This window comes from Streptomyces sp. NPDC047061 (assembly GCF_040643955.1).
GTDB lineage: Bacteria > Actinomycetota > Actinomycetes > Streptomycetales > Streptomycetaceae > Streptomyces.
Map to the genome: position 1 here is coordinate 13,271 of NZ_JBEYVI010000009.1, position 16,863 is coordinate 30,133.

The 16,863-nt window shown below is 72.1% G+C and carries 15 protein-coding genes; 7 read left to right on the forward strand and 8 right to left on the reverse strand.

Annotation, left to right across the window (positions count from 1 at the left end):
* The first annotated feature begins 62 nt into the window (after positions 1 to 62).
* Positions 63 to 659 (forward strand): histidine phosphatase family protein, encoded by a 597-nt coding sequence (locus ABZ887_RS15780; protein ID WP_361288717.1) that lies wholly within the window; start codon positions 63 to 65, stop codon positions 657 to 659.
* A 226-nt stretch (positions 660 to 885) separates the two neighbouring features.
* Here ABZ887_RS15780 and ABZ887_RS15785 read toward each other — a convergent pair whose 3' ends face one another.
* Positions 886 to 2,310 (reverse strand): hypothetical protein, encoded by a 1,425-nt coding sequence (locus tag ABZ887_RS15785; protein ID WP_361288720.1) that lies wholly within the window; start codon positions 2,308 to 2,310, stop codon positions 886 to 888.
* Between the two features lie 255 nt (positions 2,311 to 2,565).
* Here ABZ887_RS15785 and ABZ887_RS15790 point away from each other — a divergent pair, with 255 nt between their 5' ends.
* Complete coding sequence (locus tag ABZ887_RS15790) at positions 2,566 to 2,988, forward strand: hypothetical protein (RefSeq protein ID WP_361288723.1); 423 nt, start codon at positions 2,566 to 2,568, stop codon at positions 2,986 to 2,988.
* Between the two features lie 36 nt (positions 2,989 to 3,024).
* Complete coding sequence (locus ABZ887_RS15795; RefSeq protein ID WP_361288726.1) at positions 3,025 to 3,897, forward strand: fused MFS/spermidine synthase; 873 nt, start codon at positions 3,025 to 3,027, stop codon at positions 3,895 to 3,897.
* A 183-nt stretch (positions 3,898 to 4,080) separates the two neighbouring features.
* On the opposite strand, the gene ABZ887_RS15800 is transcribed toward ABZ887_RS15795, so the two are convergent.
* On the reverse strand, positions 4,081 to 4,617 hold the full coding sequence (locus ABZ887_RS15800; RefSeq protein WP_361288729.1) for a hypothetical protein: 537 nt from the start codon (positions 4,615 to 4,617) through the stop codon (positions 4,081 to 4,083).
* A 97-nt stretch (positions 4,618 to 4,714) separates the two neighbouring features.
* On the opposite strand from ABZ887_RS15800, the gene ABZ887_RS15805 reads away from it, so the two are divergent.
* From ABZ887_RS15805 to ABZ887_RS15815, 3 genes are all read left to right on the forward strand, one after another.
* Positions 4,715 to 5,425, forward strand: a complete 711-nt coding sequence (locus ABZ887_RS15805) for a response regulator transcription factor (protein WP_361288732.1) — start codon at positions 4,715 to 4,717, stop codon at positions 5,423 to 5,425.
* Entirely contained in the window at positions 5,422 to 6,861 is a 1,440-nt protein-coding gene (locus ABZ887_RS15810) for a HAMP domain-containing sensor histidine kinase (RefSeq protein ID WP_361288735.1), read from the forward strand. The genes ABZ887_RS15805 and ABZ887_RS15810 overlap by 4 nt, the downstream gene beginning before the upstream one ends.
* Before the next feature lie 132 nt (positions 6,862 to 6,993).
* A complete protein-coding gene (locus ABZ887_RS15815; RefSeq protein ID WP_361288738.1) occupies positions 6,994 to 8,478 on the forward strand; it encodes a cellulose binding domain-containing protein in 1,485 nt (494 codons plus the stop codon).
* 27 nt (positions 8,479 to 8,505) lie between these two features.
* Here ABZ887_RS15815 and ABZ887_RS15820 read toward each other — a convergent pair whose 3' ends face one another.
* From ABZ887_RS15820 to ABZ887_RS15840, 5 genes are all read right to left on the reverse strand, one after another.
* Positions 8,506 to 9,180 carry a hypothetical protein gene (locus ABZ887_RS15820; RefSeq protein ID WP_361288741.1) on the reverse strand — a complete coding sequence of 225 codons (675 nt, stop codon included), beginning with the start codon at positions 9,178 to 9,180 and terminating at the stop codon, positions 8,506 to 8,508.
* A gap of 198 nt (positions 9,181 to 9,378) precedes the next feature.
* On the reverse strand, positions 9,379 to 10,812 hold the full coding sequence (locus ABZ887_RS15825; protein ID WP_361288744.1) for a GH1 family beta-glucosidase: 1,434 nt from the start codon (positions 10,810 to 10,812) through the stop codon (positions 9,379 to 9,381).
* 106 nt (positions 10,813 to 10,918) lie between these two features.
* The gene (locus tag ABZ887_RS15830) at positions 10,919 to 11,818 is read right to left on the reverse strand and encodes a carbohydrate ABC transporter permease (RefSeq protein WP_361288747.1); all 900 of its coding nucleotides are present in this window, start codon (positions 11,816 to 11,818) and stop codon (positions 10,919 to 10,921) included.
* Positions 11,819 to 11,828: 10 nt separating this feature from the next.
* The gene (locus ABZ887_RS15835; RefSeq protein WP_361289302.1) at positions 11,829 to 12,839 is read right to left on the reverse strand and encodes a sugar ABC transporter permease; all 1,011 of its coding nucleotides are present in this window, start codon (positions 12,837 to 12,839) and stop codon (positions 11,829 to 11,831) included.
* A 5-nt stretch (positions 12,840 to 12,844) separates the two neighbouring features.
* Positions 12,845 to 14,170 carry an extracellular solute-binding protein gene (locus ABZ887_RS15840; RefSeq protein ID WP_361288750.1) on the reverse strand — a complete coding sequence of 442 codons (1,326 nt, stop codon included), beginning with the start codon at positions 14,168 to 14,170 and terminating at the stop codon, positions 12,845 to 12,847.
* Between the two features lie 340 nt (positions 14,171 to 14,510).
* On the opposite strand from ABZ887_RS15840, the gene ABZ887_RS15845 reads away from it, so the two are divergent.
* Positions 14,511 to 15,566 (forward strand): LacI family DNA-binding transcriptional regulator, encoded by a 1,056-nt coding sequence (locus tag ABZ887_RS15845; protein ID WP_361288753.1) that lies wholly within the window; start codon positions 14,511 to 14,513, stop codon positions 15,564 to 15,566.
* A gap of 271 nt (positions 15,567 to 15,837) precedes the next feature.
* Here ABZ887_RS15845 and ABZ887_RS15850 read toward each other — a convergent pair whose 3' ends face one another.
* The gene (locus tag ABZ887_RS15850) at positions 15,838 to 16,860 is read right to left on the reverse strand and encodes a methyltransferase (protein WP_361288756.1); all 1,023 of its coding nucleotides are present in this window, start codon (positions 16,858 to 16,860) and stop codon (positions 15,838 to 15,840) included.
* Positions 16,861 to 16,863: the final 3 nt, after the last annotated feature.

A 16,863-nucleotide genomic window follows, 5' to 3' on the forward strand; every position in this document is an offset into this window, starting at 1 on the left:
CCCAGCCTGGGCGATGATGGAGGTGTCCCGCTCCCGAATTTCTCCCGAAGGGTTCTCCCTCCATGGCACCGCGCATCCTGCTGGCCCGGCACGGACAGACGGAGTGGTCGCTGTCCGGCAAGCACACCGGCAGGACCGACGTACCGCTCCTGGAGGAGGGCCGGCGGGGGGCCAAGTCGCTCGGCGAGCGCCTGCACCGGCCGCCGTTCGACGGCCTCGCCGACGCCGAGGTACGCACCAGCCCGCTGGTACGCGCGCGTGAGACGTGCGAACTCGCCGGCTTCGGCGACCGTGCCGCCCGCTGGGACACGCTGATGGAGTGGGACTACGGGGCGTACGAGGGTCTGACCCCCGCCGAGATCCAGTCCGCCCGCCCCGGCTGGCTTATCTGGCGGGACGGGGTGCCCGGGGGCGAGTCCCTGGCGGAGGTGACCGCGCGGGCGGACGAGGTGGTGTCCTGGGCGCGGTCGGCGGACCGGGACGTCCTGGTGTTCGCCCACGGGCACATCCTGCGGTCGATCGGGGCACGGTGGCTGGGCCTGCCGCTGGACTTCGCGGCACGGATCAGACTGAACCCGACGTCGTTGTCGGTCCTGGGGTGGGCTTACGGGGAGCCTGCGATCGAGAGCTGGAACGACTTGGGGCACATGGTCGGCTGACGGCGAGGTGGGGCCGGGGGTGGGGACACTCACCGGCGCTTGCCGGGTGCCTCCCCCAGCCTTCGGCCGGGGGGACCCCCAGCGCCCACCCGTGCCGCCCCAGCGGCACGACTGCCCGCGGCTGGGGAGAAGCGGCGGCTACAGCGCCCCGTCAGGGGCGCGGGGAACTGCGCGAGCAACCCCCACGCAGCCGCAGCCGTACGACTACAGGTCCACCCTGTCGGCCCTACACAACTCTCGGGGTGGACGCGTGCCGTTCCAGGAACTCCTGGACCCCGCTCGCCCTGCGGTGCGGCAGCAGCACCCGGGCCGTGCCCGCCAGCATCCCCTGGATCCGGGACGACTGGACCTGGTCCAGCAGGTCCAGGACCCGCATGCCCGCCGTCGCCGCCTCGTCCGGCCGCCCCCCGCGCGCGAGGTCGTCGGCGAGCTCCGCCGTGTACAGCGCGATGTTCCTGGTGAAGTGCGGATCCTGCAGGTCGGCGGCCCGGCGTGCGTGCCGCGCGGCCCGTGGCCAGTCGCCCAGCATGGACCAGCACTGCGCCTCCAGGCCCTCCAGCTCGGCCTCTCCGTAGAAACTCATCCACTCGGGGTCGGCGTCCGAGTGGCCTCGCTCGAAGAGGGCCTGCGCACGGGCCAGCGCCTGCTCCGTGCCGGTGCGGTCGGCGAGCCCGGCCCAGCCGCCCGCCTCGCGCAGGGCGAGGAGGGACATCAGGCGGGCCGAGCCCAGGGGCCGGCCGACGCGCTGCGCGGCCTGCGCCGCCCGTACCGCCTCCCGGGGCCGCCCGGCGTCCCGCGCCAGGAACGCCGTGTTGCAGAAGGCGTGCGCCTCCAGTCCCGGGTCCCCGGTCATCCGCGCGGTCGCCAGCGCCTCCGCGTAGTGCGAGCGGGCGTCGTCGAAGCGGCCGGAGTCATGGGCCAGCCAGCCCACCGAGATGGCCAGTTCACCGGCGCCCGAGTGCAACCGCTCGGCGGTCGTCTGCCGGGTCGCGCCCGCGTCGAGCAGCGCGTACGCCGCGCGCAGCGGAGCCGCCGCGCGCCGGTACAGCCCGTCCGCGCCGTGCCGGTCGTCCAGCAGCCGGATCCGGCGTACGGCCTCCTCCAGGGCGGCCGCGTGCGAGGACCCGGCACGGCGCACCGGCCGGTCCGCCGCCACGGCGTCGATGGTGAACCCCAGGGGGCCCAGCGTGGCGGCGGCCACCGTGGCGCCCCCGCCGGTCATGAATAGGCGACGCAGCACGTCGCTCTCCTCGTAGTTGTCGTGCGTCTCGTACGGGTCCTGCGGGTCATACGGCTCGACGGCCCCTTGCGTCTCACCTCCGGCGAGAGCCGGGGGCGCCTCCTCCGGCGGCCGCGTCGCGCGTCCGCGGACGGACGAGCGGGGCGCGAAGCCGAGGTCGGCGAGCGTGCGACCGGGGAACATGTGCAGGAACACCCGTTCGTACGCGTAGTTCGGGCAGCGGATCTCGCCCGCCTCGACCCGGCCGATGTAGCGCGCGTCACAGCTCACCCGCTCGCCGATCTCGCGGGCGGCGCGCCGTACCAGCGCGGCGAACTCGGCCGGCGAGTGCCGGCCGCGCAGCTGCCGGAAGGCGAGGTTCGGCCGTACCGGCCGATCGGGCTGTGGCGAGCTCGTGGTTGACGACGCCATGGCCGGGTCCTCTCGTGCGAACCGTCGAACCATGCCGGACTCGTGGTGAGTTGTCCGAGTGGACCCTTGATTCCGGCGGGCAAGAACGTACCTGCTGTGTCGGACCCGTGACGCTGGGTTTGGCTACAAACCGGATATCTCATCCACGATCTGCCATGAACTGCCATCCTTTGCGGCTGACTTCCGCCGTAGCCGTTGACGCGGTGGCGCGTTGGACGTCATGGACTGCAAGAGGGCTGCGTGGTGGAGGCCGGGATGGAGACCAGCCAGAGCAACGATCCTTGTACGCCGCCGGTGGCTTCGGTGACCTCGTTGACTTCGGCGGCGGACGATGCGGGATGCGACCTTGTGACGGTGCCGGCCCGGCAGGGTCTGGAGGCGGTCGACATCCTGCGCCGGGGGGCCGGGGACGCGGTGGGGCCGGTACTCCACGACGACGGGGGCGACACCCTCGGCTTCGTGGTGCCGGCCGGTACGGCGGCGTGCTGGGACGTTCCGGGCAGCACCTGTACGGAGACCGACGGGCGCGGGCTGCGGCTCAGCCCCGAGCCGCCGGTCGAGGGCTCCGACTGGCTGCTGCCGCCCGGCGAGGCCGACCTCGCGACCGACCCGGCGGTGCTGCGCCGGGCGCTCGGGGAGGCGGCCCGGCTGATCAAGGCCGCGGACAGCTGCCGCTGAATTTCCCGGACGGCCGTCGCCTGGGAAAATGGCGGCATGGGCAAGTCCAGGAACTCACGGCGCCGGTCGGCTGCCGCCGCCGACGCCGTGGTCGAGGCCGTCGACGGCGGCCTCGCCCAGCTCATCCCCGACCCCGACCGGGGCCGGGCCTGGACGCTGCTCATCGACGGCGCCCCGCAGTCGCACGTCGACCTCGACGACCCGGAGTACCTCTTCTTCGAGTACCAGCGCCGGCTCGGCCATGTGATCGACCTCGTCGCGCCGCCGGGCAGGCCCGTGCAGGTCGTGCACCTGGGGGGCGGCGCGTTCACGCTGGCCCGGTACGTCGCGGCGACCCGGCCCCGGTCCACGCAGCAGGTGGTGGAGCGGGACGCGGCCCTTGTCCAACTGGTGCGGCGGGAGCTGCCGTTGGATCCCGGTGCCCGGATACGGGTGCGGTCCGTGGACGCCCGGGAGGGGCTGGGCAAGGTCCCGGAGGCGTGGGCGGACCTGGTCGTCGCGGATGTGTTCAGCGGGGCGCGCACTCCGGCGCACTTGACGTCCACGGAGTTCCTGGACGAGGTACGGAGGGTGCTGCGGCCGGGCGGTGTGTACGCCGCCAACCTCGCGGACGGGCCGCCGCTCACCCATCTCAGAGGGCAGATCGCGACGGCGGGGGCGCGGTTCGCGGAGGTCGCGGTGGTCGCGGACGCGGGGGTGTGGCGGGGGAAGCGGTTCGGCAACGCGGTGCTGGTGGCGGCCGACGTGCAGCTGCCGGTGGGGGAACTGACCCGGCGCTGCGCATCCGACCCGCACCCGGGACGGGTCGAACACGGGCGCGCTTTGAGGGACTTCACGGGTGGGGCGGTGGCCGTGACGGACGCGGTGGCCGTGGCTTCGCCGCCTCCGCCGCCTTCGGTTTTCAGGTGAGCCCGCGGGCCGGTGGGGGGCTGATCGCGCAGTTCCCCGCGCCCCTTACGGGCGCTCTCGCTTAGCTGCGGGCAGGCGTGCCGCAGGGCGGCACGGGTGGGCGCTGGGGGTCCCCCCGGCCGAAGGCTGGGGGAGGCACCCCGCAAGCGCCGGTAAGCGTCCCCCCCGGCCCCAGCCGACGGCTCAGTACGTCTCCACCTGCACCTGCGGCGCGCTGTCGTGCCAGGTGCAGAACACCGACACGCGGTCCGTGCTCTTGCTGAACTCGATGCGGATCCACGTCTCCGTCTTCCAGACCTGCATCGACCAGCCCGTCCCCGGCGTCGCCGACACCAGCGTCGCGCTGGTGTCGCCCAGGTCGAAGACCGCCCGGCCGCCGTCCGTGTCGTACGCCTTGACCTGGCCCGAAGCGGAACCGGAGGCGGTGGCCGTGGCGGTCGGGGTCGGGGTGGTGGCCGGAGTCCGGGACGGCGTCGGTGCGGGGGTCGCCGACGGTCGCGGGGCGGTCGTACGCGAGGGACTCGGTGTGTGCGATGCCGCCGACGCCAGGGACTTGGAGCCCTGGGTCGTCGGGTCGTCGTCCGCCGCCGTGACGGGCAGGGCGCGGGGCGGGTCGTAGGCCGTGGCCGCGATCACCGTGTGGACGCCCCACCACGACAGCGTGACCGCCGCGCCCGTGGCGAGCAGCCAAGCCAGTACGTGTACGAGTCCTCTGCGCATCGCGGCCATACTGCCTCAGGGGTACCGCCGTGCGCACTCGACCCGAGTTATCCACAGGCCCCGACCGGCGTCGGCCGCATGGCGTACGGTGCGGCGCATGGCAAGTGTGCTCGTCGTCGAGGACGACCAGTTCGTCCGCTCGGCGCTCATCCGGCATCTCACCGACGCCTCGCACACCGTGCGCAGTGTCGGCACGGCACTGGAGGCGCTGCGCGAGGTCGCCCATTTCCGGTTCGACGTGGTCGTACTGGATCTCGGACTGCCGGACCTGGACGGCTCCGAGGCGCTGAAGATGCTGCGTGGCATCACCGACGTGCCCGTCATCATCGCCACCGCCCGGGACGACGAGACGGAGATCGTCCGGCTGCTCAACGCCGGTGCGGACGACTACCTGACCAAGCCGTTCTCCGTCGAGCACCTGTCGGCGCGGATGGCCGCCGTGCTGCGCCGGGCGCGGTCGGCCGGGGGCGAGGCGGCGCCGTCGAGCGTGCTGCGGGTGGGCGGGCTGGCCGTCGACCCGCTGCGCCGGCAGGCCGAGTTGGACGGGGTGCGGCTCGACCTCACCCGGCGGGAGTTCGACCTGCTGGCCTTCCTCGCCGGGCGGCCGGGGGTCGTGGTGCCGCGCAAGGAGCTGCTGGCGGAGGTGTGGCAGCAGTCGTACGGGGACGACCAGACCATCGACGTGCATCTGTCCTGGCTGCGGCGGAAGTTGGGGGAGACGGCGGCCCGGCCGCGGTATCTGCACACACTGCGCGGGGTCGGCGTGAAGCTGGAGCCGCCGGGCGCGGAAGCGAGGCCGGTCGGATGAGATGGGCTCTGGTCAAGGTCTGTCTGGCGGTCACCGCGATGGTCGTGGTCGCCTTCGCCGTTCCGCTCGGCCTGGTCGTCAAGGAGCTGGCCCGCGACCGGGCGTTCTCCAACGCCGAGCGGGAGGCCGCCGCCGTCGCCCCGGCGCTGTCCATCACCACCGACCGGGACAAGCTGGAGCGGGTGGTGGCCGCGGCCGGTGCCGACCGGGGCATGGCCGTGCACATACCCGCGACGGTCGGCGGCGCCGCCGTCGACATCGGCCGGCAGCGCGCCGCCGACCGGGACATCGCGACGGTACGGAAGCTGGGGCGGGCCTCCACGACCGGGGTGGCCGGCGGGTCGACCCTGCTGCAGCCCGTCGCGCTGAGCTCCGGCGCCATCGCGGTCGTCGAGGTGTACGTGCCCGAGTCCGAGGTGACCAACGGCGTCGGCACGGCCTGGGCGGTGCTCGCCGCCGTCGGCCTGGCGCTGATCGTCGGCTCGGTCGCGGTCGCCGACCGGCTGGGCGTACGGATGGTGCAGCCCGCCCAGCGGCTGGTCGAGGGCGCGCACGAACTGGGCGAGGGCAAGCTGGGGGCGCGGGTGCCCGAGGAAGGGCCGAACGAGCTGCGGCTGGCGGCGGTCGCGTTCAACTCGATGGCCGATCAGGTCGTCCAACTGCTGGCGAACGAGCGGGAGCTGGCGGCGGATCTGTCGCACCGGCTGCGTACTCCGCTCACCGTGCTGCGGCTCAACGCCGCCTCGCTCGGGGACGGGACCGCCGCCGAGCAGACCCGGGCCGCCGTCGCGCAGTTGGAGCGCGAGGTCGACACCATCATCCGGACCGCCCGGGAGGCCAAGCCGCAGACGGCGGCCGCCGGGCCGGGCGCCGGGTGCGACGCGGCCGAGGTGGTGCGGGAGCGGATGGGGTTCTGGTCGGCGCTCGCCGAGGACGAGGGCCGCAAGTGGCGGGTGGCCGGCGCGGACCGGCCGGTGCGCATACCCGTCGCCCGCGCCGACCTGGCCGCCGCGCTCGACGCGCTGCTGGGCAACGTCTTCCGGCACACCGCGGAGGGCACCGCCTTCGCGGTCGACGTGCACAACGCGGAGGACGCGGTGATCGTGCTGGTCTCGGACGCGGGACAGGGAATCCGGGATCCGGAGGCGGCGATGGCCCGGGGGCGGGGGTCCGGGGCGGCCGGGTCGACCGGGCTCGGCCTGGACATCGTGCGCCGGCTCGCCGAGTCGACCGGTGGGGACGTGCGGATCGGGTCGTCGGTACTCGGCGGGACCGAGGTGCGGATCTGGATCCAGCTGGACGGCCGGAAGCCGGAGCGCAGGGGGCACCGGGGAGCGGTCCGCCGACGCCGTTCGCGCAGGCAGCCGGGGGACCCGGGCCGGAGAGGAACCGGCGGAACCGGGGGAACCACCGGGCGAATTGGTCTCGACCTTTAATCGCTCCCGATGCCTTCCTTAAGCGCACCCTAAGATCCGCAACGGCCGTCCCGATCAGGCCGTTTGTCCGAATCCTGGCCGCTAGCGTGCTGCCGCACCCCACCCCCTCCGGCAGGCGAAGGCAGGCACGGCATGAGTACGCACCGGCGCAGAATCAGCAGCAGGAACAAGGTGATAGGCGGTGTCGTCGCCGCGGCCGTGGTCGGTGGCGGGGCGGTCCTGTTCACCGGGATCGCGCAGGCGGCCGGGATCGGCGCCGCGTACACGAAGACGAGCGACTGGTCGACCGGGTACACCGCCCAGTACGTCGTCACGAACAACAGCGGTGCCAGGGAGCAGAGCTGGACGCTGGAGTTCGACCTGCCGGCCGGTGCGAAGCTCAGCTCGCTGTGGAACGCCGAGTACACCGTGAGCGGGCAGCACGTCACGGTGAAGCCGCCGAAGTGGGACACGGACGGCCTCGCGGCCGGCGAGTCGGACACCGTCGGTTTCGTGGTCAACGGCAGCGGGGACCCGACCGGCTGCCGTATCGACAACGCGAGCTGTTCGGCGGACGGTACGGCGACCCCGGAGCCGAGCGGCCGCCCGACGCAGTCCGCCACCCCGACCGCGACCCCGACGGCCACGGCGACCCCCAAGCCCACGGCCACCCCCACCCCCACCGCGACGGCCACCCCCACCGCCTCCCCGACCCAGAGCACCGGCACCGGAGGCGGCACCACCACCTCCGCAGGTTTCGCCCCCTACGTCGACACCTCCCTCTACCCGGCGTTCGACCTCCTCGCGGCGGCGAACGCGACCGGCGTGAAGAACTACAACCTCGCCTTCGTCACCGACGGCGGCGGCTGCACGCCCAAGTGGGGCGGGGTGACGGACCTGGCGAGCGACGGTGTGGCGTCCCAGATCGGCGCCCTGCGCGCCAAGGGCGGTGACGTCAGGGTCTCCTTCGGCGGTGCGTCGGGTTCCGAACTCGCCACCACCTGCTCCTCGGCGGACGCGCTGGCGACGGCGTACGGCAAGGTCGTGGACGCGTACGGCCTGACCAAGGTCGACTTCGACGTGGAGGGCGGCGCGCTGCCCAACACCACGGCGAACACCAACCGCGCCAAGGCCATCGCCAAGCTCCAGACGAGCCACCCGAACCTGGACGTCTCCTTCACCCTCCCGGTGATGCCGGAGGGCCTCACCCAGGACGGCGTGAACCTCCTCTCCAACGCCAAGGCCAACGGCGTGAGGATCAGCGCCGTCAACATCATGGCGATGGACTACGGCGCCTCGTACAACGGCGACATGGGCACCTATGCCATCCTGGCCGCCACCGCCACCCAGGCCCAGATCAAGAGCGTCCTCGGCCTCTCCGACTCCGCCGCCTGGAAGGCGGTCGCCGTCACCCCGATGATCGGCGTCAACGACGTCTCCTCCGAGGTCTTCAAGGTGGACGACGCCACCCAGCTCGTCGACTTCGCCAAGTCCAAGGGGATCGGCTGGCTCTCGATGTGGTCGGCCACCCGCGACCAGCAGTGCGCCGGCGGCGCCAAGTCCACCGCCGACGCCACCTGCAGCTCGATCACCCAGGACAAGTTCGCCTTCTCGAAGGCCTTCGCCGCGATCGGCTGACGGCCCCCCGGAGCCCCGGAGCCCGGCTCAGAAGGCGCCGGGCCCGCCGAACCCCCCGAACCCGCCCGGCCCGCCCATCGGCGGGCCGTGGTGGTGGAAGCCGTCGAAGAGGGCGTCCGCCAGGAGCATGCCGCCGACGCCTGCCGCGCCCGCGACCAGAGCAGTCTTCCACCAGGGGGCGCTGTACCAGCCGCCGGGGACGGTACGGCCGGCGACCGTTCCGCCCGGGTAGTAATAGGGAGTGCCGGCGCCCGGGCGGTCCGAGGACGTGTACGTCTGGCCGCCCACCGTCACCTGCCGGCCCGCCGCGGCCGAGCCCGTCGGGGGCAGGGCCGGACCGGGGTCGAGACCGAGGGCGGTGCGGGCCGCGCGCACGTAGTGCAGGCCCTCGACGGCGGTCTGGGTGACCAGGGCGTACTGCGCCGGGGTGTACGCCGTCGCCAGCTGCGCCTGGGCCGCGCGGTGGCGTTCCGTCGCGTCGGCCAGGGACTGGCGGGCCGCCCGGTCGTCGCCCGCGGCCAGGGTCGCGATGCCGCCGCCCAGCCGGTCCACCCAGCGGGTGGCCTCCGCCCCCGCGTCGGCGGTGAGGTCCTCCTGTGTCATCGACCCGGCGCCGGCCGCGGCCCGCTGCCGGTTCCGTCCGACGGCGGCCACCACCGACCCGATGACCAGCGCCAGCAGCACCAGCGCAATGAATCCCATGACGTCCTCCGGTGTCCACGAGGATCACTGGGTCACCTCGTACCACCCATGAGACGCCGGGGAGTTGAGAGACCGCTTGCCGAAGCCTGAGCGGTCCCTGTGAGACGAGGGCGGCACTCCGCGCCCCAAAGGGGCGCGGGGAACTGCGCGACCAGCCACGACGGCGCCGCGGCCGAACGACGGCATATCGCGGCTCTGTCAGGCGGCCGCCGCCCCGGTCGGGGGCAACGTCCCCGTCCGGGCCGCCTCCGCATACCACCGGGCGCTCGACTTCGGCGTCCGCGCAAGCGTCGCGTAGTCGACGTACACCGCCCCGAACCGCTTCCCGTACCCGTACGCCCACTCGAAGTTGTCCATCAGGGACCACAGGTAGTAGCCGCGCACGTCCGCGCCGTCGGTGATGGCCCGGCGCACAGCCGACAGGTGGCCGTGCAGGTAGGCGATGCGCTCCGGGTCGTGGACGTTGCCGTCGGGGTCGGGCTTGTCGTCGTAGGCCGCGCCGTTCTCGGTGACGTAGAGCGGCAGGCCCGGGGCCTCGACGGTGTAGCGCATGATCAGGTCGTGCAGGCCCGTCGGGTCGATCGTCCAGCCCATCTCCGTGCGCTCGCCCGGCGTCTGGTGGAAGGCGACGTCGTCGGCGCCCGGCCAGGGGGAGTGGGCGCTGGCGCCGTGGCCGTCCGCCCGGGGGCCGTCGGACGTGTCGGACGCGGCCGACACCAGGGTGGGCGTGTAGTAGTTCAGGCCGAGGGCGTCCAGCGGCTGGTGGATCGCGGCGAGGTCGCCGTCCAGGACGTACGACCAGTCCGTCACCGACGCGGTCGCCGCGAACAGCGACCGGGGGTACGTGCCGTGCAGGATCGGGCCGTGGAAGACGCCGTTGGCCAGGTCGTCGATGGTGCGGGCGGCGACCAGGTCGGCCGGGCCCTGCGACAGCGGCCGTACCACCGAGGAGTTGAGGCTGATCGCGACCTGGTTGCGGGCCGGCATCACCGAGCGCAGCGCCGACGTGCCCAGTCCGTGCGCGAGGTTGAGGTGGTGCGCGGCGCGCAGGGTGGCCGCCGGGTCGGTACGGCCGGGGGCGTGCACGCCGGAGCCGTAGCCCAGGAAGGCGCTGCACCAGGGCTCGTTGAGGGTGATCCACTGCTCCACCCGGTCGCCGAGCGCCTCGCCGACGATCTGCGCGTACTCGGCGAACCGGTACGCCGTGTCCCGCTCCGGCCAGCCGCCCGCGTCCTCCAGCTCCTGCGGCAGGTCCCAGTGGTAGAGGGTGATCGCGGGCTTGATGCCCTTGGCCAGCAGTTCGTCCACCAGGCGGCGGTAGAAGTCGAGGCCGACCTGGACCGCCGGGCCGCGGCCGGTCGGCTGGACGCGCGACCAGGAGACCGAGAACCGGTAGGCGTTCAGGCCGAGGTCCGCCATCATCGCCACGTCGTCGCGGTAGCGGTGGTAGTGGTCGACAGCGATGTCACCGGTCTCGCCGCCGGCCGTCCTGCCCGGCGTATGGCTGAAGGTGTCCCAGATGGAGGGGGTGCGGCCGTCCTCCCGCACCGCCCCCTCGATCTGGTACGCGGAGGTGGCGGCGCCCCAGAGGAAGGCGGGAGGAAAGGTCACGGAGGTCATGGGCTCAGGCATGGAAGCGCTCCCATAGGAGGTCGTGGAGACCGACGGGTGAGTGGATGGGGAGGGGGAGGGGAGGGGGCCGGGACGGCGGTGACCCGGCCCCCCGTCCTGACGGCGGTCAGCCCTTCACGGCGCCCTGCATGATGCCGCCCACGATCTGCTTGCCGAAGATCGCGAAGACGAGCAGCAGCGGGAGGGTGCCGAGCAGCGCGCCCGCCATGATCAGGGACTGGTCGGGGGTGTAGCCGCGGCCCAGGCCCGCCAGGGCGACCTGCACGGTCGGGTTGCCGGTCTGGGTGAGGACCAGGAACGGCCACAGGAAGTCGTTCCAGGCCTGGACGAACATCAGCATGCCGAGCACGGCCATGGCCGGGCGCGCCGCGGGGAACACGATGTGCCACACCACCCGCCAGCTGCTCGCGCCGTCCACCCGGGCCGCCTCGATCAGCTCGTCCGGCAGCGCCTGGAGCAGGTACTGCCGCATGAAGAACACGCCGAACGCGCTCACCAGGGACGGGAAGATGACCGCCTGCAACTGGTCCGCCCAGTTCAGCTTGGCGACCATCATGTACAGCGGGATGATGCTCAGCTGCGGCGGCACCATCATGGTGCCGATCACCGTCAGCATCAGGATGTTGCGGCCCCGGAAGCGCAGCTTGGCGAAGGCGAACCCGGCGATCGTCGAGAGCACGACGATGGTCACCGCCGAGATGCCCGCCACGATCGTGGTGTTGAGGAAGGCCTGCCCGAGGTTGGCCTCGTTCCACGCCACGTCCAGGTTGTGGAAGAGGTTCCCGCCGAACCAGAACGGCGGCGGGGTCTCGGCCAGCCGGTTGTTGTTCCGGGACGCGGCGATCGCCGTCCACACCAGCGGGAACAGCGAGCCGATGGAGAAGAGGGCGAGGATCGTGTACGCGATCGGGCCCGCGTGCATGGTGCCGCCGGCGCGCGCCGACTTGGAGCGCCGGGCCCGCTTGGGCTCGACCGCCGGGGAGGGTTTGGTCAGGGTCGTCGTCACGGCCGGTCTCCTAACTACTGGCGCGCAGCCGGCGCGAGATGACGTAGTTGACGATCCCGATCACGATGAGGATCAGGAACATCGTCCAGGCGATGGCCGAGGCCCGGCCCAGGTGCTGGTTCACCCAGCCCTGCTCGTACAGGTACAGGCCGAGCGTCTGGAACTGGTGCTCCGCGCCGCCCGACGCGCCCTTGTTGGCGTCGAAGATCAACGGCTCGCCGAACAGCTGGCTCGCGCCGATGGTCGAGACGACACAGGTGAACAGGATCGTCGGGCGCAGCTGCGGCAGCGTGACATGGACGAACTGCCGCCAGCGCGAGGCGCCGTCCAGAGCCGCCGACTCGTACAGGTCCGTCGGGATCGCCTGCATCGCCGCCAGGTAGATCAGCGCGTTGTAGCCGGTCCACCGCCAGATCACGATCGACGACACGGCTATCTGGGACGGCCACTTGTCGTTCTGCCAGTCGATCTTGCCGACGCCGAAGAAGTGCAGCGCCCAGTTGATCATCCCGTAGTCACGGCCGAAGAGCAGCACGAAGACGAGCGAGGCGGCCGCGATCGACGTCGCGTAGGGCGCCAGCATCACGACCCGGTAGAAGGTCGAGGCGCGCAGCCGGTAGTTGAGGATGTGGGCGAGCCCCATCGCCATGAGCAGCTGCGGGACCGTCGAGATGATCCCGATGGTCAGGGTGTTCTTCGCCGCGTTCCAGAAGAAGTCGTCGCCGAAGATCCGGGTGTAGTTGTGCAGCCCCGCCCACTGCATGTCGGTGGGCGCGGTCAGCTCCACCGTGTGCAGCGAGGCCCAGCCCGTGTAGACCAGCGGGAAGAGCCCGAAGGCGAGGAAGAGCACGAAGAACGGCGAGATGAAGCCGTACGGGCTCCACCTGATGTCCCGCTGCCAGCGGCGCGAGAGACGGGCGCGGCGCCGCCGCTCCGCTTCCGTGGGAGGCGCGGGCGAGTGGACCGGGGCCGCGCCCCCCTCCTGTGCGAGGGGGGCGGCGGTGTCGTGCCGGGTGGCCATATCGGTCACTTGTCCAGGCTGTTGTCGATGGTCTTGGTGGCGTTCGCCCAGGCCTCCGCGGCCGTCTTGCCCTTGGTGACGAGGACGACGCCGTTGTTGGCCAGACCGTCCTGGATGATCTGGTCCTTCGGGCCGATGACCTGCACGGGGCTGCTCTTGGCGGCCTCGGCGAAGATCGTGCCGATCGGGGCTTCACCGGTCATGTCGTTCTTGGCGCCGGTCACCGCCGCCGAGGTGTACGTCGAGGGCGCGCTCGGGAAGGAGCCCTGGACGCTGAAGAGCTTGGCCTGCTGTTCGGGTGCGGTCAGCCAGGCGACCAGCTTCTCCGCCTCCGCGACGTTCTTGCCGCTCTTGGGCACGGTCAGGAAGGAACCGCCCCAGTTGCCGGCCTTCGGCGCCTGGGCGACGTCCCACTTGCCGGCCGCGTCCGCCTTGGACTGGCCCTTGATGTAGCCGAGCATCCACGGCGGGCAGGACATCGCCGCGAACTTGTTGTTGGCGATCGTGCTGTTCCAGGACGCCTGGAACTGGGTCTGTGCCTGGACCAGGCCCTCCTGCGCGGCCTTCGCGGTCGTGTCGAACGCGGTCTTCACGGCCGGGTTCGTCTTGTAGATGATCTTGCCGGAGGAGTCGTAGAACTTGGTGCTCTCACTGGACAGGATCGCGTTCAGCAGACCACCGGGGGAGTCCATGAAGGTGGTCCCGGAGGGCGCCTTCTTCTTGTACTGCTCGCCGACGCTGATGAACTTGTCCCAGCTGCCGGCCCACAGCTTGCTGACCGCGTCGCGGTCGGTGGGCAGGCCGGCCTTCTTGAACAGGTCCGTGCGGTAGCAGATGGCGAGCGGGCCGACGTCGGTGCCGAGCCCGATGGTCTGGCCGCCGCTGGTGGTGGCCTGCTTCCACTTCCAGTCCAGCCAGTTGCTCTCCGAGACGCCGTCGACCTTGGACAGGTCCTCCAGCTTGTCCGCGAACGTGCTGGTGACCTCGGCGATGTTGCTGACCTCGACGGCCTGGACGTCCATCAGGCCGCTGTTGGTGGTCAGGTGGTTGACCAGCGCCGGGTAGTAGTTCGCGTTCTGCTCGACCGAGGTGTCCTTGATGGTGATGTTCGGGTGGAGCTTCTCGTACTCCTTGTAGAGCCCGGCCTCCTTGAAGCCGAAGGTGCCGAACAGGCCGAGCGTGATCGTCGTCTTGCCCTTGCCGCCGCCACTCGTGTCGTCGCTGCCGCCACCGCTGTCGTCGGCGCAGCCGGCCAGCAGCGCTCCTCCCAGCGCCACAACGGCCGCCAGGACCACCGCCTTGTGCGAGGCGGTTCGGGTACGTGCTCGCATTACGTCCTCCTGTTGCCCTGACGTGCCGACCCCCCGGCCAACTGCATTGTTGGGCCCGTTAGTTCTCGCTGCGGCTCGGGCGGGGAACGTGCGGGATGTGTATGTGTCAGGTACTGTGGGAGCGCTCCCACCGGTGATGTGTTGAAGAGTCGTCGGTTCGGAGCGGGGTGTCAAGGGAGCGGGCGCGGCGAACCGCGTTCAGTTATCTGGCCGTTAACTAACTCGGATCCGCGTCGCGAAAATCGTATATGTCATGACAAAACGGCTGCGGTGATGGCCGCAGGTGGCACTGTTAGATTCCAGGCCAGCGAGTTGTACGTCGGCGAGGAGGGCGGAGCCCATGGCAAGCCACGGAGCGCGGGGGCGTAGCGGTGGTCGGCCCACCCTCGAAGAGGTGGCGGCCCGGGCCGGGGTGGGGCGCGGCACCGTGTCCCGGGTGATCAACGGTTCGCCGCGGGTCAGCGACGCCACCCGGGCCGCCGTCGAGGCCGCCGTCGCGGAGCTCGGCTACGTCCCGAACACGGCCGCCCGCGCCCTCGCCGCCAACCGGACCGACGCCATCGCCCTGGTCGTCCCCGAGCCGGAGACCCGGTTCTTCGCGGAGCCGTACTTCTCGGACATGCTCCGCGGTGTCGGTGCCGAGCTCTCCGACACCGAGATGCAGTTGCTGCTGATCTTCGCGGGCAGCGACCGGGAGCGGCAGCGGCTCGCCCAGTACCTGGCCGCGCACCGCGTCGACGGCGTCCTGCTGGTCTCCGTGCACGCCGACGACCCGCTGCCGGACCTCCTCGCCCAGCTGGAGATCCCGGCGGTGATCAGCGGCCCGCGCTCCGCCGCCGAGGCGCTGACCTCCGTCGACTCCGACAACTACGGCGGCGGCCGCTCGGCCGTGGAGCACCTGCTCGCCTCCGGCCGCCGGACGATCGCGCACATCACCGGCCGCCTCGACGTGTACGGCGCCCAGCGCCGCGTCGACGGCTACCGCGACGCCCTGCGCGACGCCGGCCACAAGGTCGACGAACTCCTCGTCGAGCCGGGCGACTTCACCGAGGAGGGCGGCCGGCGGGCGATGTCCGTGCTGCTGGACCGGCACCCCACCCTCGACGCCGTCTTCGCCGGCTCGGACGTGATGGCGGCGGGCGCCCGCCAGGTGTTGCGCGAGGTGGGCCGCCGGATCCCCGACGACGTGGCGCTGGTCGGGTACGACGACTCGGCCATCGCCCGCCACATGGACCCGCCGCTCACCAGCGTCCGCCAGCCCATAGTGGAGATGGGCCGCGCGATGATCGACCTCCTCCTCGCGGAGATCGCCGACCGCCGCCCGGCCGCGTCCCGGGGGCTGGAGCGACGGCACGCGGTACTGCCGACGGAGCTGGTGGTTCGCGCGTCTTCCTAGAGGCCGTCACGACCCTGTCGGGGGCCGTCACGCCCCTGTCGTCGGGGCCCTCATGGCCCTGTCGTCGGCGGGCAGGCGGGCGCGCATCCGCGTCCTCCGAACCGGGCGCGAGCTGCCGTGGTGGGCGTGGCGGAGGCCGCCCGTGTGCGGGGCGGTCTGTGGCATGGCGCGGAGGCGGTCTGCGCCACGGCGCGTCCGGCGGTGGTCCCGGTCGGGGCCGTTCGCCGGCTGCTCGTCGACGCCCGGCAGTGTGCGGCGCCGAGAGCGACGCTCACTTGGTGGCGTACACGGCGGTGTAGCCGCCGATGAGGTGACGGGCCTCCACCTTGGCGAAGCCGGCCGCCCGGAGCCACCCGGTGGCGTCCGCGACCGTGTACTCCGAGCCGCCCTCGGTGTCGATGAGCATGTTGAGCGACAGCATCAGGCCGTAGGTGTTGTGGCGGCGCTCGTCGTCGATCATGGCGTCGTAGACGATGAGGGTGCCGCCCTCGGGCAGGGCGTCGTAGGCCTTCTCCAGCAGGAACCGGCGCTGCTCCACGTTCCAGTCGTGGAGGATCTGTCCCATGACGTAGACGTCGGCCTCGGGCAGCGGGTCGGAGAAGAAGTCCCCGCCGTGGAAGGTGAGGCGGTCGGTCAGCCCGTGGGCGGCGACGAACTCCTCGAACACCGGGCCGACGGGGGGCAGTTCGAAGACGGCCCCGGTGATGTCCGGATGGGAGCGCAGCACGGCGGCGGGCACGGCGCCGAGCGCGCCGCCGAGGTCGACGACGTGCCGGCGGCCGGTCCAGTCGAAGTCGGCGGCCAGCGCGGCGGCGAGGGGGGTGCTGACGCCGTTCATGCCGTTGAGGAAGGTGCGCCAGGCGGCCGGGTCCTGGCTGAGTGTCGCGAAGAACGGGGCGCCGCTGTGCGCGACCTCGTTCTGCGGGGCGCCGGTCCGCAGCGCGTCGGAGAGGTTGTTCCAGAAGCCGAAGAGACGCGCGCCGGCCATCTCGAGGATGCCGCCCACGTACGACGGCTTGGCGCGGTCCAGGAACGCGTCCGCGGCGGGGGTGTTGCGGTAGGTGCCGTCCTCGTCGCGGGTCAGCACGTCGAGCGAGACCAGGGCGTCCAGGAAGTCCGCGGCGGACCTGGGGTGCAGGCCGGTCTCGGCGGCGATGGACCCACGGTCGCGGCCGCCGCCGGCCAGCACGGTGAAGATTCCCAACTCCACCGCGCTGAGAAGCGTCTTGGACGCCATGAAGCCCAGGCCGAGTCGCAGCAGCGGCTCAGGGGTGATCGGTTCGGTGACCGACATTTC